A 19,102-nucleotide genomic window follows, 5' to 3' on the forward strand; every position below is an offset into this window, starting at 1 on the left:
CCCGCCCCGTTGCGCGCGGCGCGGGGGGGCCGTCCGGCCCCCCGGCTCCAGATGACCCAAGGTGTTACTTGGCGTCCTCGGCAGGCTTCTCGGCTGCTGCCTCGGGTGCTGCTGCTGCCTCGGGTGCTGCCTCGGCCGCTGCGGCGGCTTCCGCTGCAGGAGCCTCCGGCTCGGTCTCGGCGACCGGTGCTGCCTCTTCGGCGGCGGCCTTGGCCTCGTCCGACTTGGCGTTGCCCTCGAGCAGGTCGCGCTCCCACTCGGCCATCGGCTCTGCCGCGGCTTCGGTGTTACCGCTCTGCTTGTTGCTGCGGGCGATCAGGCCCTCGGCCACGGCGTCGGCGACGACGCGGGTCAGCAGGTTCACGGAGCGGATGGCGTCGTCGTTGCCCGGGATCGGGAAATCGACTTCGTCGGGATCGCAGTTGGTGTCCAGGATCGCGACGACCGGGATGTTCAGCTTCTGCGCTTCATCGACGGCCAGGTGTTCCTTCTTGGTGTCGACGACCCAGAGCAGCGACGGTGCCTTGGTCAGGTTGCGGATGCCACCGAGGTTGGTCTGCAGCTTGGTGAGCTCGCGGCGCATCAGCAGCAGTTCCTTCTTGGTGTACATCGAGCCTGCGACGTCGTCGAAGTCGATTTCCTCGAGCTCCTTCATGCGGGCAACCCGCCGGGAGACCGTGGCGAAGTTGGTCAGCATGCCGCCGAGCCAGCGCTGATTCACGTAGGGCTGGTTCACGCGGGTGGCCTGCTCGGAAATGGCTTCCTGGGCCTGCTTCTTCGTGCCGACGAACAGCACGGTGCCGCCGTGGGCGACGGTGGCCTTGACGAACTCGTAGGCGCGGTCGATGTAGGACAGCGACTGCTGGAGGTCGATGATGTAGATGCCGTTGCGCTCGGTGAAGATGAAGCGCTTCATCTTCGGGTTCCAGCGACGGGTCTGGTGGCCAAAGTGGACGCCGCTGTCGAGCAGCTGGCGCATGGTTACGACGGGCATGTCGCAACTCCTTCCGGCGGTAGCAGTCCGGTCCCGGCAGGGACCGCGGTAACCACCTGTTGTTTCGGTTGTGTGGCAATCCACCGGTCGGTGGTGCCCCTGGCATCGGCCACCGGAATCCGGCCCCCGCAGCCCACCGGGTTTCCGGACCGTTGGCTGCAGGTCCCACCCGTTGGATGCCGCCGGAAAGGCGGCCTCGAAAGGTGGAGACGCAATACGCGAAGTCAGTTCCAGTCGTTTCCTACCTGTAGGCACAGGCCTTCCACTCACAGAACTGCGATTAATAGTGTACTACAGCCGCGGGCCCCGGATGGACGGCGACGAGCCCTCCACGGCGGCCTCCACCCCGGGGTTTTCCCCGGCCGCATCCGAGGGGCTCCACGAGGCTACTGCGGCAGCACAGGATCGGTGCATGTCACTGTCCTGGAAGCCGCGTTGGCCCCTGCTCCTGGTCCTGGCCGTGGCCTTGCTGGCCGGGGGTGGTCCGGCCGGTCCGATCGGCCCGGCCCGGGCGGACGGACCCACCCCCTCCGCCGGGTCCGTCCCCTGGTCCTGGCCGCTCGGCGGCCCCGAGGCGGTCCTGGATTCCTTCGTCGCACCCCCGGCGCCCTGGGCTGCCGGACACCGGGGGGTGGACCTGCGGTCCGCGACCGGGGCGGGGATCCGCTCCCCCGCCGCGGGCGTCGTGCGCTATGCGGGGGTGGTGGTCGACCGGGAGGTGCTGACCATCGACCACGGGGGTGGAGTGGTCTCTAGCTTCGAACCGGTGACCGCGGAGCTGGACGTCGGCGCCCGGGTCGTCCGCGGCCAGCAGGTCGCCACGACCGGAACCGGCGGGCACTGTGCCGGCGTCTGCCTCCACTGGGGAGTGCGGCTGAATGGTGAATACATCGACCCGCTGTCGCTGCTGATGGACCGGCGTCCGTCTATCCTGCTGCCGGTTCCTGCGGCGTCGCTCCGTCAAGGACCCGGCGGTAGACCGCGAGCATGAGTTCGGTCTGCCGGCTTTGCAGCAGGTTCCCGGTCTCCGCCGCATCGAGGGGTTCCCGACGGCCGTCCTGCAGGTCGGCGGCCGCCCGACGCAGGGTCCTGGCCAGTCCCTCTACCGTGTCGTCGTCGGTCAGCCAGAGCAGGTTCCGCGGCAGGTCCGCGGCAATGCGGTGATCGCTGAGCACGGTCGGGGTTCCCAGGGCCGCCGCCTCATAGACGGTCATGCCCTGGGTTTCGAACCCCTGCGAGGTCTGGACCAGCGCATCGCTGTGGCGCAGTTCCGAGAGCATCCGCTCATAGGGGACCCGGCCTTGGAAGGTGATGCTCGAGGCGGTGATGTCCGCGGCGATCCGTTCGGCACGCCGGCGTTCGGCGCCGTCGCCGAAGATCCGCACGTCGGCCCGGATCCCCGAGGCGCCCACGGCCCGCAGGAAGGGGATCAACCGCTTCTCCGCGCTGAAACGCCCGATCCAGACCAGCCGCGGGCGGGCCCGGTGAGCCTCCGACCGGGGTTCGGCCAACAAGCCCCGGGCCACGTCGTCGTCCAGCCCGGTGGGGATGACGTCGAGTCGTGGACACACCCCGTGTCCCTTCAATAGTTCAGCGAAATGGGTCGATGGTGCGGTGACCGCCGCGGCGCGGGAGGCAAAGCCCCGTAGATAGGTCCAGGCGTCGGCAGCCACCGGTTCGCCGGTGCGCAGCACCCGTTTCTGCATGAGCCCGAAACCGCGTTGGAACAGTCCCGGCAGCGGCATGGTCGCCCGCAGTCCGGCCTGAAGGTGGTTGTGCATGGTGTGCACCACGGGCACCCCGAGCATCCCGGCGGCGGCATAACCGATCGCGGCACCCCAGAAGTCGGCTTGGACGTGGTGCAGGTCCACGGGGCCGCGGGCCCGCAGGCGGGACACCAGGGTCTTGATGATGCGGGCGGTGGGCGGGGTCATCCCGTATTCCCCGGGCCCCAACCCGATCGTGGGCAGGGTGAGCACCCGGGGGTCGGTATCCGCGGCCCGCCCACGCAAGGCCGGGGCCACGACGGTCACCCGGTGCCCGGCACGTTCCAGGTATTTGCGCTGGAGTTGGACCGAGGTCTGCATCCCCCCCAGCGTGCCGGGATGCTGGTCGGTGAACATGACGATGTGCATGGTCCGCTGGTTCCTGGCCTTCCCGGTCGTTGTGCAAGAGGTGGCCGAGGTGCTGCCGACGGGGCCGGCCGGTACGCCATGGCGTACCGGCCGGAACACGTAGGGCGAGTGGGGCTTGAACCCACGACCCAGGGATTATGAGTCCCTTGCTCTAACCAACTGAGCTACCGCCCCTCGGCGCAGGCTGCCTGCGACCCTTGTCATCCTAATGGAAACCGCGGGCCCGGACGCCACGCGGCCGGCTCAGGCGACCAGGAAGTCGTCGGCGCCGGCTCCCCGGTAGAGGGCCTCGAAGATATCCATCGTCTTGGCTTCGCTGTGCTGCTCGGCCTTCTTCAACCCGGCAGCGCCCATCCGCGCCCTCTCCGCCGGGTCCAGAACCAGGATGGCATCGACCTTCTCCGCCAGTTCGCGCGCATCTCCGGGGGTGAACAGGTGGCCGTTGACGCCGTCGTCCACCAGATGCGGCAAGGCCATGGCATCGGCCAGGACCACCGGGGTGGAGGCCGATAGTGCCTCGAGGGTCACCAACGACTGCAGTTCGGCGGTCCCCGGCTGGCAGAACACATCGGCTTGCAGATAGGCGATCCGCAATTGTGCATCCTCGATATGGCCGGTGAAGTGCACCCGGTCCTCCAGCCCCAGTTCGGCGACCCGGCGTTCGAGCGGGCCGCGTTGTTCCCCGCTGCCGACGATGGTCAGATGTGGTGCCGGGTCGCTCCGCATCAGGCCCAGGGCCTGGACGAGCACGTCGACGTTCTTTTCCACGGCCAGCCGTCCCACGAACAGGATCATCGGGTGGTGGGACTGCGGCACCTCCTCCCCGGCGTCGAGCTGGTAGTTGGAGGCGTTGATGCCGTTGGACAGCGGCAGGACCCGCCCCAACCGGGCATGGGTCATCATGGCGCGTGCCGCCAGCGGCGTGGGCGTGGTGACCACGGCGGCCTTGCCCATGATCCTGCCCATGTCGCGCCAGGAGTTCCGGGCCACGATCCGCTTGAACCACTTCGGGAACGGCAGGAACGGGTCGAGGTTCTCCGGCATGAAATGGTTGGTCGCCACGGTCCTGATCCCCCGCTTTTCGGCTTCGTTCACGGCCGCCTGGCCCACCATGTAATGGCACTGCACGTGCACGATATCGGGTTTGATCTCATCCAGGATCGCCCCGATGTCCCGTTTGGCTTCCCAGGGCAGGCAGAGACGCAGCGTCGATTGGGTGGGTTGGCTATGCGAGCGCAGCCGGTGCACGGTCGCCTCGCGGCGGTGCTCCACGACCCCGGGGCCGTTCACGTCACGGGCGGCCACGACGTGGACCGTATGCCCACGGGCCTGCATGGCCGTGGCCAGCCGATGGGAAAAGACCGCCGCCCCGTTGATGTCGGGCGGGTAGGTATCCGCAGCAATCAGGATGGTCAGGGGTTTGTCACCGCTCACTGGGGGCTGGCTCCTGCTACTCGGGGTTTGGTCTGGATCCTCTGATGGCACCACGTGCGGCGGATCCGCAGGCCCCGGCCCGCTGGGCCTAGCGTCCCGTGCCCGCCTGCCGGCGTCGTGCCTCTTCCTGCCGTTGCAACACATCGGGATGATGGCGCGACAACGCAGTGACACCCACGATAGCAATGAGAGCCGCCCCGACCATGGACATCGCCACGACCGGATGCACATCGGGACGCAACTCACCCAGGATGCCGATACCGACGGCGATGCCGATCATCGGGTCGATGACGGTCAGTCCGGCGATCACGAGTTCGGGCGGGCCGCTGGAATAGGCGTTCTGCACGCAATAGGTGCCCAACAGACCGGCCACCACCACCGCGAGGATGACATACCAGGCGATGTTGCCCAGGAACCTTCCGTTGGGATCCATCAGCCCGATGGCGATGGTGCGCACCAGCACGGCGACGAAACCAAAGAGCACCCCGGCGCCCAGGATGTAGACGAAGGCGCTGATGCGCCGCCTGAAACCGAGCAGGACCGCGGTGAGGATCGCGACCACGACGGCCAGCAGCAGCACGGTGGCCTGTTCCTGCTGACGGCTGATGGCGTGGGTGCTGGCGGTGACGTTGATCGCCAGCAGGACGAAGCCGATGCTCCCGCTCATGCAGGCGGTGATGGCCAGCACCGTGGGCCGGTTGATGCGGATGCCCTGGTCGCGGGCGTTGACCACGGTGGTGATGACCAGGGCGATCGCTCCGATGGGCTGCACCACGGTCAGGGGCGCGCTGGCCAGCGCGTAGACGTTCAGCACCATCCCGACACCCATGAGTGACAGCCCCAACATCCAACGGGGATTGAGCAGCAGCTTCAGGATGCCCCGGGAGGACACCGCGAGGCCACCGCTGCTGGCCCGGACCGCACTGCTCTGGCGCTGTGTGCCGAACGCCAGGAAGAAGGCTGCCGTGACGGCGCAGGCGACGGCTATCCAGACCATGGTCCCCCGGATTTCAGGGTGCGCGCCCTGCGGTGGGCCCGGCGGAAGTAGAACACGGCCGCCACCACGTGCAGCACGCACCCCACCGCCAACAGTGCGATCGCCACGGTCTCGAGCACCCTTCCGGGGGCGGCATCTACCCGGCTCAAGAGCAGCAGGGGCATGGCCAGCAGCAACAGGGCGGTGCGGATCTTCCCCAGGTTGCTCACGGGCTGGTTCGGGTTCCCGCGGGCAAGGATCACCGTGCTGGTGATCAGCAGGACATCGGGGATGATGATCGCGTAGGCCAGCCAGGCCGGGGCGATCCCGTCGACGACGAACACCACGATGACCACGATCAGGGCGACCCGGTCGGCCACCGGGTCAAGCCATTTGCCGACCGTGGAGATCTGGTTGAGCAGCCGGGCGACGTACCCGTCGATCCAGTCGGTGGCCCCCAGGACGACCAGCACGATGGTCGCCCACCCATAGCGGTCCGTCTGGACCATCCAGACGAAGACCGGAACCAGTCCGAACCGCAGGACGGTGATCAGGTTCGGCAAGGTCCAGAACGTGGTGAGCTCGCGGTATTCGAGGTCATCACGCCCCCCGGCGCCGATGATCTTCACGCGTGCTTCCCTTCTCCCCGGAGGCTACGGCCCGTCCCGGGACCGATCGGTGCTGGTCGAACCACTCGAAACGGCCCTCAGACGGGACCCGTCACCTCAAGACTTCCGGAGCTTGCGCACGAACGCACCCAGGGCGACCAGCGAGGCCCCCATGAGGGCCAGCGGCTGCCAGCGCTCCTTGAACAACAGCGAGGCGTCGCTGGGAACCTCCTGGTGGGTCCGCTCGTGCAGTGCCTGGCGGGCCCGGAGCTTGCCGTCCTGGGCATAGGTCTTGGCGGTCTCGGACTTTTCCTTGGCCTGGCGCTTGACGTCGAGCTTCGGGGCCAGGTCGTCGCGGATCTCGGCCAGATGCTCGCGGCGTTCCTGCGAACGCTTGAGCAGTTCGTTGTAGGGCACCGGCGCGGGCTTGTCCTCGTCCTTCTTCTTTTTCTTGTCCTTCTTGGCTTCCTCGTCCTTGGGCTTCTTCTGGTCCAGCGTGGACGGGTCGAAGGAACGGCCCTGCTTGGCGACGCCGAGGTCGTATTTGACCCCCCGGATGGCGTCCTCGGGGATCAGCGGCATCTGCTTCTTGATCTTCATGACGCCGATCAAGGCCAGGATCGCCGCGACGATCAGGAAGAAGGCAGCGACCATGAGTGCGGCAAGCCATGGTTTGAAGACCAGACCCAACGCCAGGATCCCCGACGTGATGAGCGCAACGATCATGAACGTGATGAAGACGAGGCCCACGACAGCCAGGCCGGCACCGATCCCCGCCTTGACGGCCTTGCTCTTCATCTGGGCGATGGCGAGCTGGATTTCGTCATTCAGCTGCTTGGGCACCAGTCGACCGACGATCTTCATGAGGCCGGTGAACGACGATGGGCGACGTCCGGACGTGGTTCGTGTCATCCTGATCCTCCTTCGGTGGCGGCCCAGACGGGCCTGTGCACTCAAAAACCTACCATCTTGCCTGCATACCGGGGCTACTCGGGGGTAGACAACGTTCCTTCCAGCGGTCATGATCGCGCCCCCGAGCGCCTGGGCCGAAGGGCGTCGCTGCCACCTCGCAGCCCCGGTATAGGCTGTGGACATCGGCTTCACAGCCGGCCTGTTCCCCTCCTGTCGAACCCCGAGGACTCCTTGCCCGGCACCCCTGCACCGACCCCTGCCCCCAGCCGACGCTCAAAGATCCTGCGCATTGTGGTGTTGGGCATGCTCACCGCCCTCGGCCCCTTCACCGTGGACCTCTACCTTCCGGCCATCCCCGCCTTGCGCCTGGATCTGGGCATCACCGAGGCCGCGGCCCAATTGACGTTGACCGGCACGGTCTTCGGCTTCGCCGCCGGTCAGCTGGTGGTCGGCCCGCTCAGCGACCGCCTGGGCCGGCGGGGGCCGCTCATCGCGGCGACGATCCTGCACATCGGTGCCACCACGGGAGCAGCCCTCTCGCAGGATTTCGAGATGCTGATGCTCTTCCGCGTCCTGCAGGGCGTGGGGGCGGCGGGCAGTTCGGTGGTCGCCATCGCGATGGTGCGCGATCTGTATGACGGCCTGCGACTCGTCAAGACGATGAGCTATGTGGCCCTGGTCAACGGCATGGCCCCGATCTTCGCCCCGGTGATCGGCTCCCAGCTCCTGTTGGTCACCGACTGGCATGGGGTCTTCGGGGCACTGGCCGGCTACGGGATCGTGGCCTCCACCACCGCGATCCTGCTGTTGGGCGAATCCCTTCCGCCCGAGCGCCGACCGGTCGGGGGACCCCACCTGTTGCGGCGCTATTCCCTGGTGCTCAAGGACCGGATCTTCGTGGGGCTGCTGCTGGTCGGCGGGCTGAACTTCTCCGGGCTGTTCTCCTATCTTTCGGCCTCCCCCTTCGTCTTCCAGGACGTCTACGGGCTCAACGAGCAGGCCTACGGGTTGTTGTTCATGGTCAACTCGTTGGGGGTGGTCGCCGGGGTGCAGACCAGCGCCCGGTTGGTCCGCCGGTTCGGCGCCCAATGGATCATCGCCGCCGCCACGATCGCCCAGGTGTTCTTCGCCCTGTGCATCATCGCCGCCGACCAGTTCCATTGGGGCTTCTGGGGCACGGCCATCCCGTTGTGGTTCTACATCTGCGCCACCGGCTTCAACTTCCCCTGCATCCAGGGGCTGGCCCTGCACCGTCATGGCAGCCAGGCGGGCACCGCGGCGGCGTTGCTCGGGGCGGCGACCTTCGGGTTCTCCGGGGCGATCTCCCCCGTCGTGGGTCTGCTGGGTGTCGGGAGCGCGACGCCGATGGCCGCGGTGATGGCCGGGTGCATCCTGCTGGCCATCGCAACCTTGTGGATCGTGGTCCGGCCCCGCCAGGTGCCGTTGATGACCTGAGCGGGCCGCAACGAAAAACGTCCGCCACACCATGCGGTGGGACGGACGTTCATTCGGCTCCCCCAACTGGACTCGAACCAGTAACCTTTCGATTAACAGTCGAACGCTCTGCCAATTGAGCTATGGGGGAAGGAAGCGAGTAAAACTTTAGCAGGACGGCGGGCCGAATTCGAATCGCCTTCCGCTCCCCCCGGCCCTCAACCACGCCGTACCGGTCCGATGGCCAGGCGCCGGTCGGAACGGATCCAGTACAGCGACCGGTCCTTCGTCTCCTGGTCGTTCGCGAAACGGTAGCGGTAGGTCAGCACCCGGATCCGGTCCGGGGCCCTGCCGGAGAAGGGATCCACCCGCAACAGGGCCAACACGGCGGGGTCCGCGGCCAGGAGCTTGAGCAGCAGGGCCTGGAACCAGCGTTGGTGCAGCGACCCCAGGGGCAGGAACCACATCATCCAATCCAGCCGCAGATGGTAGGGGGCGAACTGCCGTGGCCTGCGGGCCGGATCGCCGGGTTTGCCGCGGAATTCATATTCATGCCAGCCGGTTTCCGTCTCCGGGTCCGCGTCGTCGTCCCCGACCTCGTCGTCGATCCTGCCTTCGATGACGACTTCGGTGCGTTGGCGGGTGACGCTGCCGAAGGCCCCGTAGGCGTTGCCCAGCTGCCAGCGGTTGAAGCTGGCGTTCATCAGTTGGGAGCGCGAAAAAAGGTTGCGTAGCGCCGGGATCCCGGCGACCAGCAACCCCGCCGTGGCCAGCAGGACGACGACGGTCCACCCTGCGGGGGCCGCCGCCCGCTCCGCGAGCGGCCCCACCGGACCGGCGGGGAGACCGGCGACCAGTGAGGCGAGGCCTCCGAAGGCGGCATCATCGATGGCGGCACAGGCCAGCACGATCGTGATCCAGTTCAGCCAGGCGAAGTTTCCGGTGGCCACCAACCATGCTTGGGTGGCGATGACGACCCCGGCGGCGATCGATGCCACCGGCTGCGGGACGAAGAGCAGGAACGGGACGGCCAGCTGCGCCACATGGTTTCCGGCCACCTCACAGCGATGCCACCAGCGCGGTGCCAGATGCGCCCGACGACTCAACGGTCCGGGCATGGGCTGGGTCTCGTGGTGGTAGTACAGGGCCGTGAGGTTCCGCCAGGCAGGGTCCCCGCGCCATTTGATCATCCCGGCGCCGAATTCGAGGCGGAAGACCAGCCAGACGATCAGGATCAGGATGGTCCGTGGCGGGTCGACCTGGTGCGAGCCCAGGAACCCGACGGTGAACCCGGCCTCGAGCAGGAGCATCTCCCAGCCGAACCCGTAGAAGATCCCCCCGATGTTCACGATCGACTGGTAGAGCCCCCAGAGCAGCAGGAACGCCGCCAACACCACCCAGGCGGGACCTGCCTGCGGCAGCCCCGCGACGAGGGTGCCGGCCACGACCAGGCCCACCCAGCACACGGCCACGAGCTTGGCGTCGGAGTACCCCCACCGGGTGAACACCGATGGTCCGCGCGCCCCGGGGCCGGCCAGCAGGCGATTCGCCGGCAGCAGGCCCCGTTCACCGAGCAGGGCACGGAACTGGTTCAGTGTGGAGGCGAAGGCGATGAGGAAGACGGCGGCGACCCCGCGTTGCAGGATTTCCCGTGCGACCCAGTAGTCCGGTGCCAGCAGCCAGTCCATGGCTCCATGGTAGGTCGACGGGCCCGGCCGGACCACGGCCCCGAGCCTTAAACACGGTCGTCCCCGCCACGAACAGTGACGGGGACGACCAGTGATCCGCTCCCCCAACTGGACTCGAACCAGTAACCTTTCGATTAACAGTCGAACGCTCTGCCAATTGAGCTATGGGGGAAAGCAACAGAGACGACTATACAAGAGCTGGGCCGAGGTTGCTAAATCGTCGCCCCCGGCCCCTTCCTACTCCTGGCGCAGCGACCGGCGCCGCAGCTCCAGTTCCATCAATTCCCGCTGGATCCGCTGGTATCCCTCGGGATCGGCGACGGGGTCCATCCGCTGGAGCTGGCCGAGCCGATCGGCCTTCTGATGGGTGATCTGCAGATCGAACAGGCGGTTCATGATGCCGTGGCAATACCGGGTCAGCGACTCCTCCGAATTCGCCGGCAGGGGGTTCACCGCCAGCTCGGAGACGAAGGAGCGCAACGGATCCGGCACCTCCTGCCGGATGGACTCCACCCATTGCGACGGGGTGGCCCCCGCGGCACCGGCGGCGCGGACCGCGTCATGGACGGCCGCATGGACCGGGGCGAGGAAGCGGGCCGTATAGAACGCCTGCCATTGGTCGGCGCTGAGCACCCCCGGTTGCTGCAGGACCACTTCGAGGGATTCGCGTTCCATCCGGGTCACCGGGTCGCGGACATCGGGGCGTTGAAAGGCCGGGGCCTGGGGCTCCTGGGCGGCCCCGGGGCCGTATCCCGGGCCCTGCGGGCGGGGCTCGGACCCGGAACCGGGGCGGGAACCGCGGTCCTGGCCGGACCCGGACCCGTCACGGGCGCGCTTGGCGGCGGCCCCCACGGCCCGGTTGACCTCATCCATATCCATGCCCAACCAGCCGGCCAGTTCACGGGAATAGGCCGGACGCATGGCCGAATCACGGATGGCCGCAACGATGGGTGCGGAGGCGCGCAATGCCTGCACGCGGCCCTCGACGGTATCGAGGTTGAATTTCTTCAGCCCCGCCCGGATGGCGAATTCGAAGAGCGGACGTTTGGAATCGATGAGTTCCTTGACCGCCTCGGGGCCCCGGTGTTGGCGCAGTTCGCAGGGGTCTGCCCCGGAGGGTTCGACGGCGACATAGGTCTGGGCGATGAAACGCTGGTCCTCCTCGAAGGCCCGCAGGGCGGCTTTCTGCCCGGCGGCGTCCCCGTCGAAGGTGAAGACCACTTCGCCTCCCGAGCCGTCGTCGCGCAGCAGGCGGCGGGCGATCTTGATGTGGTCGGCCCCGAAGGCCGTGCCGCAGGTGGCCACCGCCGTGCCCAGCCCCGAGAGGTGGCAGGCCATGACGTCCGTGTATCCCTCCACCACGATCAGTTGCCGGTTTTTGGTGATCTCCCGTTTGGCCAGATCCACGCCATAGAGGACCTGGGATTTCTTATAGAGCTGGGTTTCGGGGGTGTTCAGGTATTTCGGCCCCTGGTCGTCCTCGTAGAGTTTGCGGGCCCCGAAACCGATCGTGGCTCCGGTCAGGTCGCGGATGGGCCAGATGAGCCGGCCGCGGAACCGGTCGTAGATGCCCCGGTTGCCCTCGGAGAACATTCCCGTGAGTTTGAGTTCCTCGTCCTGGAAGCCGCGGCTGCGCAGATGCTTCAGGAGCTGATCCCACCCCTTGGGGGCATAGCCGACCCCGAAATGATCACAGGCGGCCCGGTCGAAGGCCCGCTCGGAGAGGTATTGCCGTCCGGTCGCGGCTTCCTCGGAGAGCAGCTGGGAGCGGAAGTATTCCTCGGCGATCTTATGGGCGTCCAGGAGGCGTTGACGCCGGCCGACATCCTGACGGCTGGGCCCGGATCCGCCGTCCTCGTAGCGCAGTTCGAAGCCGATCCGTCCGGCCAGGTGCTCGACGGTCTCGGAAAACGTCGTGTGGTCCATCTTCTGGATGAAGGAAATGACGTCGCCGGATTCTTCGCAGCCGAAGCAATGGAACGTCCCCACCTGGGGACGGACGTGGAAGGAGGGGCTGCGTTCGTCGTGGAAGGGGCACAACCCCTTGAACGAGCCGATGCCTGCCGAACGGAGCGTGACATACCCATCAACGACTTCCTTGATGTCCGTGCGTGAGCGGACCTCGTCGATGTCTTCGCGCTTGATCAATCCGGCCATGGCCCCCAGTCTAGTGCCCGGTGTAGGCCGACTTCCCCATGCCCCGATTGGCCACCCAATAGGCCCGTCCCTGGACCTCTTTCCCCGGGTCAGCCGGTGGTGCCGGCGCAGGTGTGCTTCACCGCCCTCACGTGCGATGGATGCGCCGGCGGCCCGGACCCCTTCCGCGTTTTAGGGGTCACCGGCGACTCTTTGCACGAGCCCCTCACCGGAGCCGGGATCAATGGTGTTGTCTGCGAAACGTGCGGGACAGCTGAAACCGATCCGGGCCATGGAACCGGGCCGTACGGTGGCATCGATGGTCTCGAGGTTGTAGTCCCCCGGCACGCAGGAGTTTTCGGTAGCATGCCGTGGAGGCCACGCGCCAGGTCGGGTGATGCCGCGTCGGACGACTTCTTTTCCGCTGCCGGAATCGATGGAGCTAGAATTTAGGGGACCCTAACTATAGTGAAATCATGGGGTATCCCGGCCACCGAAAGGCAGCTCATCTTCCTCAATCCAGGTCCGCTGCGACAGCTGCTTCCCTCGACAATCCAGGTCTCCGAAATCGATCACGATCCTGTGCCGGCCCAGCAGGCAACCCCCTTCTCCACCGCCGAATCGACCGGCCTCACCGACGCCGTCGAGCAGCGGCGTTCGGAGTTCCTCACCACCAGGAGGTGCGCCCATGAGGCCCTCGCCACGGCGGGGGCCCCGCCCGCACCGCTCATGCGTGGCCCCCGTGGTGAGCCCCAGTGGCCCGCCGGCTGGGTCGGCAGCCTCACCCATATTGGCCCAACGTCAGCCGGGCGACCCACGTATCGGGCGGCAGCCGTGGCTGCTGCGGACCGCTTTGCCGCACTGGGAATCGATGCGGAGGAGTGGGCGCCCTTGCCCCACGGCACATCCGGGGTGATCTGCACCGAGTTGGAACTGCGCTCGGCGGAGGCGCTCTTCCCGGCGGCCACCGCCCAGCCGATGGATCGCCTGGTTTTCAGTATCAAGGAGAGTTTCTACAAGGCCCGCTTCCCGCTCACTCGGACCTGGCTGGATTTCCTTGACGTGGAGGTCGACTTCGGGTCCGTGGCCACCCGTGATGCCGGCGTCGCCCGGGCGGCCGGGCCCATGACCGGCACGTTTTCCGTCGCCGTGTCCACCCCGGACCGGCGCCATCCCGCCTTGCCTGACGTCCTCAGTGGCCGGTTCCTGATACGAGCCCCGCTGGTGGTCACCGCCGTCATGCTGGAACGATGACCAGCGCCTGCGACGCGGGGTGCCTCAATAGGCACACCTTCTGCCCATAGACCTCTTCGATGAGCTCCACGGTCAGCACCGTCTCCGGAGGCCCGTCGGCGGTGATCCGTCCATCGGCGATCACGATGACTCGATCCGCATAACGCGACGCCAAGTTGAGGTCATGCAGTACCGCGACCACACAATGCCCGTCGTCGGCATGTTCGCGTGAACTGCGCATCACCGATTCCTGATGCTGTAGGTCAAGGGCCGCCGTCGGCTCATCCAACAAGATCAGTGGTGGTGCCTGGGCCAGGACGCGGGCGTATGAGGAGCGTGAGCTTTCACCTCCCGACAGGGTGGTCACGTCCTGGCGCTTGAGCCTGGTCAGACCGGTCCGTGTGATGGCCTGGCGCACCATGGCGGCGTCGTGTCCTTCGCTGACGGGATAGGGCAGGCGTCCCATCGCCACCGTTTCCTCGACGCTGAAGGAAAATCCGACGCGATGTTCCTGCAACATGACGGCCCGCTGCCGGGCGAAGTCCTTGGCCTTCCACCGCCGCGGTTCGGTGCCCGCTACCCGCACGGTGCCCTCGGTCGGTTCCTGATCCCCGGCGATCAAGGACAGCAGCGTCGATTTGCCGGCCCCGTTCGGACCGACCAGGGCAACCAGGCTGGATCGATCCAGAGAAAAACAAACTTCTCGCAGCAGGTCCCGCTGGCCGATCCGGAAGGAAACGGACTCTAGCTCCACGATCCGTTCAACGGCATCACTCATCATTCACCACATCGATTTCTTGGCCCGGACGACCAGATAGAGGAAGAAGGGGGCTCCAACGGCAGCGGTGAACAGACCCAACGGGATCTCCGAGGGCGGGTTCAGTGTGCGAGCGGCGCAGTCGGAGGCAACGATGAGGCAGGCTCCGACGATCGCCGCCATCGGAAGCGCCACCCGGTGTGCCGGGCCCACGATCTGACGCACGATATGCGGGACCACCAGTCCCACGAAGCCGATGCTGCCGACGAAGGCGACGGAACCGCCGGCCAGTAGCGCAGTGGCAACGATGATCGCCATGCGGGCCGCCTTGACGTTAACGCCCAGGTGTTGGGTCTGTCGCTCGCCAAGTGCCAGGACATCGAGGTTGCGCATGTTCATCACCAGGACAACGACCCCGGCCACGGCAACGGGCAGCATGGCGGCCAATTGGCCCCAATTGACACTACTGAGCGAGCCCAATTGCCAGAAAACCAGGGTCTGCAACTGGGTGTCGTCGGCAATGTAGGTGAAGAATCCGGTCAAGGCGGCACAAGCCGAGCCCAGTGCAATGCCCACCAGCAGCATCTTTGAAGTGCCGGTGGCGCGGCCCGGCCGCGCCAGGACATAGATCAACGCGGTCACGGCCAGGCCAGCCAGGAAGGCTCCCCCCGGCACGGCCCAGGTCGTGAGGGCATCCGAGGCTACCGGCCCCAGCAGCACGATGACGGCCACGGCCCCGGTGGTCGCTCCTCCGGTGACGCCGATGATGCCCGGGTCCGCCAAGGGGTTGTTGAACAGCGATTGCAATGCGGCGCCGGACATGGCCAGGGCCGCCCCGACCAGCGCGCCGAGCAGGGTCCGTGGGAACCGCAGTTGCCAGACGACGGACACATCTCGTTGGCTGAGCCCGTCTACCTCATGGATGCCGAGCTGCTGCCCGACGATGCGGAAGACGTCGGCAAAGTCGATCCGCAAAGGTCCGACGGAGACGGAAAGGACCATCAGGAAGAGGAGGACCAGCAGACCCACCGGGGCCGCTACAACGAGCGGCACCCGGCGAATCTGCTCCTCCGCACGTTTTTCACGGGCGGCACGGAGCATCATTGGCTAACCTGTTCCCCGGTCTACTGCTGCAGCGCCCTGGCGAGAGCCAAGGCCCCGACGCCCGAGTCAGGGCCGGTGTACTTGATCTGGGAATCGGGCATCACAATGACGTTGGCCTCTCGCCCTGCCGTCGTGTTCTTCAGCGACGGGAAGGCCTTCCACAGCCCCTCTTCGCCCTCCCAACGGTCGTAGTCGTCGCTGGAGAGAAGGATGTAATCGGGGTCGGCCGCCACGAGGCCTTCCGCGCTCATTTCACGGGAGAACCCCCTGAGGCCGGCGTCGGCGCCCACGCTGATGCCTCCCAGGGCTTCAATCATCTCGGTCCCCGGAGTCCCGTTGGCCGCAACCGAGTTCTGCCCGCCCGCCCCCGTGGCGGTCACCTGGATGATGGACTTGCCCTCGGCGCTACCGATGTCCTGGGCTTCCTTCAGCGCCTTCTCGTTGGACTCGGCCAGGCGATCGCCCTCCTCGGGGAGGCCGACGAAGCTGGAAAGCTTGCGGATTTTATCGGAGGTGGTGTTTCCCACGTCGAACAGCACGGCATCCGTTCCGGCGTCGCGGAACTGTTGGGAGACATCCCCATGGCGTTTGAGATTATCACCAATGAACAAGGTGCCGTCCAGGGCGAGCAGCCCCTCCATCCCGGTGTTCTTCCGGAATTCGAAGTGCTCCGGTGCGGCCTTGCCGGCCGCGGAGAGGCTGTCATCCGGCGAGGCCGCGATCTTGTCGCCCAGCCCCAGTGCCTGCAGAAGCGATGAGACGTTGTCCCCCGAGGAAATAATCTTCGAAATGTCGTCGATTTCCACCGTGGCCTTGGCGTCGTCGGTCACCGTGACCGGGAGCTGGGGGGTGTTCTCTTCGGGGGTGAAGTCCGAGGTGCCGGCAATATAACGCCACTTTTCGGGCAGGTCTTTCGGAGCCTCCTGCGTGGTGATGGTTGAGGGCTTGCCGTCCGCCGCGGAAGCCTGGTCTGCGTCCTGGCCCTGGGCCGGGGAGCAGCCAGCCAGGGCCAAAGTCAGGATGCCGGCAGTGGCCGTGATGTGTGCAAGTTTCTTCATTGTCTTCCTTTGCGGCTGTTGATCAATTGCGTGCTTCATGACCACAGTCCGTGGCGTGCTGGGTGCACGCGACGGGTCTGCGGGGATTCAAGGGGCCCAGAGCCCGAGTTCGCCGACGATGTGGGCCAGGTTCTCGTGGTGGATCAGGGCCGGGTGGCTGCAATCGATATCGTGATTGCGCAGGTTGCCTCCGACATGGGGCCGCCAATCCGAGACGTGCAGCCAGTTCTGGCTCTTGCGCAGGGCGGTGAAGAAGTCGATGTCCCCGTCATATCGACGCGCCGTATGGCTACGCATCAGGGCGGCGTTGGTACTCACCGCGCTCGCCACCCGGGCCACGACCTCGTCGGCGAGTTCGCCGAACGGGCCGGGGGTACGGGCTAAAAGGTCCAGCACCGATTCGCGGGAGAGGTCGGCCCCCTGCCGGTCATGGTCCACGCCGCCCATGATGAGCAGCGCTTCGTTGATCTCTTCCGCGGTTGGCTCGGCGAGCTGCTGCCAGGATTCCGGCGGATAGGCATCCAGCAGGACCAGTCGTTCGACTGTGACGGAGCGTTCGGTGAGTTCGATGGCCAGCTCCTGGGCAATGACCCCGCCGACCGACCAGCCCAGGAGGGAGACGGGACCTTCGGGAACCAGCTCGATGATGGCCTGGGCAAAGTCGGAGGCGAGTTCGTGGATGGAGGCCGGTGGGGCTGGCGCCGGCAGCGCCGGATCCAGCCCTGGTGCTTGCAGGGCATGGATACCTGTATCGGGGGTGATATGCCGGAGCAGGTTGGCGTAGGACCAGCCGAGCCCGCCGGCTGGGTGCAGGCAGAACACCGGTGTACCCCGACGGTGTGCCCGGAGCGTGAGGACCCTGGCATACGGATTGGCACCAACTCCCGAACCCAGCCGTCGGGCCAGCGCTGCAACCGTGGGCCCGGCAAAAATGTCGCTGAGTTCCAGGGAGGTGCTGCTGAGGGTTTCGTGGAGCCCTTCAAGTCGGCGCAGCAGCGATACCGCAGTGAGCGAGGTGCCCCCGGCATCAAAGAAGTTGGTTTCCACCCCGATGTCCGGCTGGTCCAGCACGGTGGCGAAAGCCCGGGCGATGGCGCCCTCGAGGGGGGTCGAGGGTGTGCGGCTGGGCGCACCGGCCTCCGGTTTGGGAAGACTCCGGCGGTCGAGTTTCCCATTGGCCGTCAGGGGCAGCTCAACGAGGACGTCCACACTGTGGGGAACCATGTAGTCGGGCAGCCGATCGGTGAGCCAGGCGCGCAGTTCCGTTGCGACGGCCCCCGGGGATTGGACGTAGCCGCGTAGGGTCGTCGACGGCCCGCTGCCATGGGGCACGACGACGGCGCGTTCCACCATCGGGTGCGCGGCCAGAACCGCCTCGATTTCCCCCAATTCGATCCTCAGGCCGCGCATTTTAACTTGGTCGTCGATGCGACCGAGGTATTCCAGGGCACCGTCGGAGCGCCACCGCGCAATATCACCCGTTGCGTAGACCCGCTCGGGGCGTCCCATCAGGCGTTCCAGACCGGGGTGGTGATAGAACTTCTCTACAGTCAGTTCCGGGCGTCGGACGTATCCCTGGGCGAGTTGTATGCCGGCCAGGTGCAGGTGACCGGCAACTCCGGGGGGAAGCGGGCGGCCCAGCGCGTCCAGAACATGCGTCCTGGTGTTCCAGACGGGCCGCCCGATCGGTACCGGCCCCCGCTCCGTGGCGGATACGTGCCAGAAAGTCACATCGACGGCGGCTTCAGTGGGGCCGTAGAGGTTGTGCAATTCCACGGGCAGCATGCCAAGCAGTCGATGTCCGGTCTCGGCATCGAGTGCCTCCCCGGAGCAGAAGACCCGCCGCAGGCTCGTACACCGCGACGCGGAGCGGGCGCCGGTGAACAGGGACAAGGCCGAGGGCACGAAATGGCAGGTGGTGACGCCGTGTTCGATGATCGTGCGTGCCAGGGCCTCCGGATCGCGGTGGACGTCGTGTTCGGCGATGGCCAGGCGTGCCCCTGCCATGAAGGCCCAGAAGAACTCCCAGACGGAGACGTCGAAACTGAACGGCGTCTTCTGCAGCACGATATCCGAGGAGTCCAGGGCATATTCATGCTGCATCCAGAGCAAGCGGTTCACGATGGCCCGGTGGCTGACCGCGGTTCCCTTCGGAGCCCCGGTCGATCCGGAGGTGAAGATGATGTAGGCGGTGTCCTCCGGGCCGACCCCGGTAGCGGCCTCGGGGGCAGCCGGGGCGGGAAGGTGGTCCAGGCAGTCAAGGGTGTCTTCCGACAACGGCACCAGGGGGTAGATTCCGGCCGGCCCGGGGGCCTCACCGCCGTTGTTGCCGGTGATGATCACCGCGGGGTCGAGGTCACCGACCATGGAGTCCAGCCTTGACGCGGGCAGCGCGGGGTCCAACGGCGCGTAGGCCGCGCCAGCGAGTGTGGTCGCCAAAAGCGAGAGCACCATCGCGGGGCCACGCTGCAGGTGGACCCCGACGGTGTCACCGGGGCCGGCCCCGTGGGCACCGAGAACGGCGGCCAGGCGGCGGGCACCATGGAACAGTTCCTGGTAGTCCAGCGATGATTCTTGCCACAGCAGTGCGGGGGCAGCGGGGGCGCGTCCCAGCTGTTCGATGAGCAGGCTAG

15 protein-coding genes and 3 tRNA genes are annotated in these 19,102 nt (G+C 66.8%); 3 read left to right on the plus strand and 15 right to left on the minus strand.

Annotated features, from left to right (window positions below; genetic code table 11):
* Positions 1-64: 64 nt before the first annotated feature.
* Positions 65-994, minus strand: coding sequence for a 30S ribosomal protein S2 (rpsB, locus tag ACT3S2_RS14715; RefSeq protein ID WP_444561850.1), 930 nt, complete (start codon positions 992-994; stop codon positions 65-67).
* Positions 995-1,406: 412 nt separating this feature from the next.
* Here rpsB and ACT3S2_RS14720 point away from each other — a divergent pair, with 412 nt between their 5' ends.
* The gene (locus ACT3S2_RS14720; RefSeq protein WP_444561851.1) at positions 1,407-1,985 is read left to right on the plus strand and encodes a M23 family metallopeptidase; all 579 of its coding nucleotides are present in this window, start codon (positions 1,407-1,409) and stop codon (positions 1,983-1,985) included.
* Here the strand turns inward: ACT3S2_RS14720 and ACT3S2_RS14725 are convergent.
* The 6 genes from ACT3S2_RS14725 to ACT3S2_RS14750 all read right to left on the minus strand — a co-directional run bounded on the left by ACT3S2_RS14725 (position 1,921) and on the right by ACT3S2_RS14750 (position 7,059).
* Entirely contained in the window at positions 1,921-3,129 is a 1,209-nt protein-coding gene (locus ACT3S2_RS14725) for a glycosyltransferase family 4 protein (RefSeq protein ID WP_444555638.1), read from the minus strand. The two genes, ACT3S2_RS14720 and ACT3S2_RS14725, sit on opposite strands and share 65 nt — an antisense overlap.
* 100 nt (positions 3,130-3,229) lie before the next feature.
* A tRNA-Met gene (locus tag ACT3S2_RS14730) sits at positions 3,230-3,303 on the minus strand.
* Between the two features lie 69 nt (positions 3,304-3,372).
* A complete protein-coding gene (locus ACT3S2_RS14735; RefSeq protein ID WP_444561852.1) occupies positions 3,373-4,563 on the minus strand; it encodes a glycosyltransferase in 1,191 nt (396 codons plus the stop codon).
* Between the two features lie 88 nt (positions 4,564-4,651).
* Positions 4,652-5,560 carry a DMT family transporter gene (locus tag ACT3S2_RS14740; protein ID WP_444561853.1) on the minus strand — a complete coding sequence of 303 codons (909 nt, stop codon included), beginning with the start codon at positions 5,558-5,560 and terminating at the stop codon, positions 4,652-4,654.
* Positions 5,548-6,168 (minus strand): CDP-alcohol phosphatidyltransferase family protein, encoded by a 621-nt coding sequence (locus ACT3S2_RS14745; protein WP_444555635.1) that lies wholly within the window; start codon positions 6,166-6,168, stop codon positions 5,548-5,550. Before ACT3S2_RS14745 ends, ACT3S2_RS14740 begins: the two co-directional genes overlap by 13 nt.
* Before the next feature lie 96 nt (positions 6,169-6,264).
* A complete protein-coding gene (locus ACT3S2_RS14750; RefSeq protein WP_444555634.1) occupies positions 6,265-7,059 on the minus strand; it encodes a phage holin family protein in 795 nt (264 codons plus the stop codon).
* A 303-nt stretch (positions 7,060-7,362) separates the two neighbouring features.
* Here ACT3S2_RS14750 and ACT3S2_RS14755 point away from each other — a divergent pair, with 303 nt between their 5' ends.
* Positions 7,363-8,514 (plus strand): multidrug effflux MFS transporter, encoded by a 1,152-nt coding sequence (locus ACT3S2_RS14755; RefSeq protein ID WP_444555633.1) that lies wholly within the window; start codon positions 7,363-7,365, stop codon positions 8,512-8,514.
* A 57-nt stretch (positions 8,515-8,571) separates the two neighbouring features.
* On the opposite strand, the gene ACT3S2_RS14760 is transcribed toward ACT3S2_RS14755, so the two are convergent.
* The 4 genes from ACT3S2_RS14760 to dnaG form a co-directional block, all read right to left on the minus strand.
* A tRNA-Asn gene (locus tag ACT3S2_RS14760) sits at positions 8,572-8,644 on the minus strand.
* A gap of 67 nt (positions 8,645-8,711) precedes the next feature.
* The gene (locus tag ACT3S2_RS14765; protein WP_444555632.1) at positions 8,712-10,181 is read right to left on the minus strand and encodes a lipase maturation factor family protein; all 1,470 of its coding nucleotides are present in this window, start codon (positions 10,179-10,181) and stop codon (positions 8,712-8,714) included.
* 99 nt (positions 10,182-10,280) lie between these two features.
* A tRNA-Asn gene (locus tag ACT3S2_RS14770) sits at positions 10,281-10,353 on the minus strand.
* Between the two features lie 65 nt (positions 10,354-10,418).
* Positions 10,419-12,338, minus strand: a complete 1,920-nt coding sequence (gene dnaG, locus ACT3S2_RS14775; protein WP_444555631.1) for a DNA primase — start codon at positions 12,336-12,338, stop codon at positions 10,419-10,421.
* 447 nt (positions 12,339-12,785) lie between these two features.
* On the opposite strand from dnaG, the gene ACT3S2_RS14780 reads away from it, so the two are divergent.
* A complete protein-coding gene (locus ACT3S2_RS14780) occupies positions 12,786-13,571 on the plus strand; it encodes a 4'-phosphopantetheinyl transferase family protein (RefSeq protein WP_444555630.1) in 786 nt (261 codons plus the stop codon).
* Here the strand turns inward: ACT3S2_RS14780 and ACT3S2_RS14785 are convergent.
* The 4 genes from ACT3S2_RS14785 to ACT3S2_RS14800 form a co-directional block, all read right to left on the minus strand.
* Positions 13,555-14,331 carry a heme ABC transporter ATP-binding protein gene (locus ACT3S2_RS14785; RefSeq protein ID WP_444561854.1) on the minus strand — a complete coding sequence of 259 codons (777 nt, stop codon included), beginning with the start codon at positions 14,329-14,331 and terminating at the stop codon, positions 13,555-13,557. The genes ACT3S2_RS14780 and ACT3S2_RS14785 overlap by 17 nt on opposite strands.
* Positions 14,332-15,360 carry a FecCD family ABC transporter permease gene (locus tag ACT3S2_RS14790; protein ID WP_444561855.1) on the minus strand — a complete coding sequence of 343 codons (1,029 nt, stop codon included), beginning with the start codon at positions 15,358-15,360 and terminating at the stop codon, positions 14,332-14,334. It abuts the gene before it with no gap.
* A 71-nt stretch (positions 15,361-15,431) separates the two neighbouring features.
* The gene (locus tag ACT3S2_RS14795; RefSeq protein WP_444561856.1) at positions 15,432-16,469 is read right to left on the minus strand and encodes an ABC transporter substrate-binding protein; all 1,038 of its coding nucleotides are present in this window, start codon (positions 16,467-16,469) and stop codon (positions 15,432-15,434) included.
* 87 nt (positions 16,470-16,556) lie between these two features.
* The coding region (locus tag ACT3S2_RS14800) for an amino acid adenylation domain-containing protein (RefSeq protein WP_444561857.1) at positions 16,557-19,102 on the minus strand (2,546 nt) is incomplete at its 5' end.

The organism is Arthrobacter sp. AOP36-A1-22 (assembly GCF_052377615.1).
Lineage (GTDB): Bacteria > Actinomycetota > Actinomycetes > Actinomycetales > Micrococcaceae > Arthrobacter_H.

Bases quoted from the DNA above. Each gene is read 5' to 3' on its own strand.
- ACT3S2_RS14750 (WP_444555634.1), bottom strand. From the start codon at position 7,059: ATGACACGAACCACGTCCGGACGTCGCCCATCGTCGTTCACCGGCCTC.
- ACT3S2_RS14755 (WP_444555633.1), top strand. From the start codon at position 7,363: ATGCTCACCGCCCTCGGCCCCTTCACCGTGGACCTCTACCTTCCGGCC.
- ACT3S2_RS14765 (WP_444555632.1), bottom strand. From the start codon at position 10,181: ATGGACTGGCTGCTGGCACCGGACTACTGGGTCGCACGGGAAATCCTG.
- ACT3S2_RS14720 (WP_444561851.1), top strand. From the start codon at position 1,407: ATGTCACTGTCCTGGAAGCCGCGTTGGCCCCTGCTCCTGGTCCTGGCC.
- ACT3S2_RS14795 (WP_444561856.1), bottom strand. From the start codon at position 16,469: ATGAAGAAACTTGCACACATCACGGCCACTGCCGGCATCCTGACTTTG.
- rpsB (WP_444561850.1), bottom strand. From the start codon at position 994: ATGCCCGTCGTAACCATGCGCCAGCTGCTCGACAGCGGCGTCCACTTT.
- ACT3S2_RS14725 (WP_444555638.1), bottom strand. From the start codon at position 3,129: ATGCACATCGTCATGTTCACCGACCAGCATCCCGGCACGCTGGGGGGG.
- dnaG (WP_444555631.1), bottom strand. From the start codon at position 12,338: ATGGCCGGATTGATCAAGCGCGAAGACATCGACGAGGTCCGCTCACGC.
- ACT3S2_RS14785 (WP_444561854.1), bottom strand. From the start codon at position 14,331: ATGATGAGTGATGCCGTTGAACGGATCGTGGAGCTAGAGTCCGTTTCC.
- ACT3S2_RS14740 (WP_444561853.1), bottom strand. From the start codon at position 5,560: ATGGTCTGGATAGCCGTCGCCTGCGCCGTCACGGCAGCCTTCTTCCTG.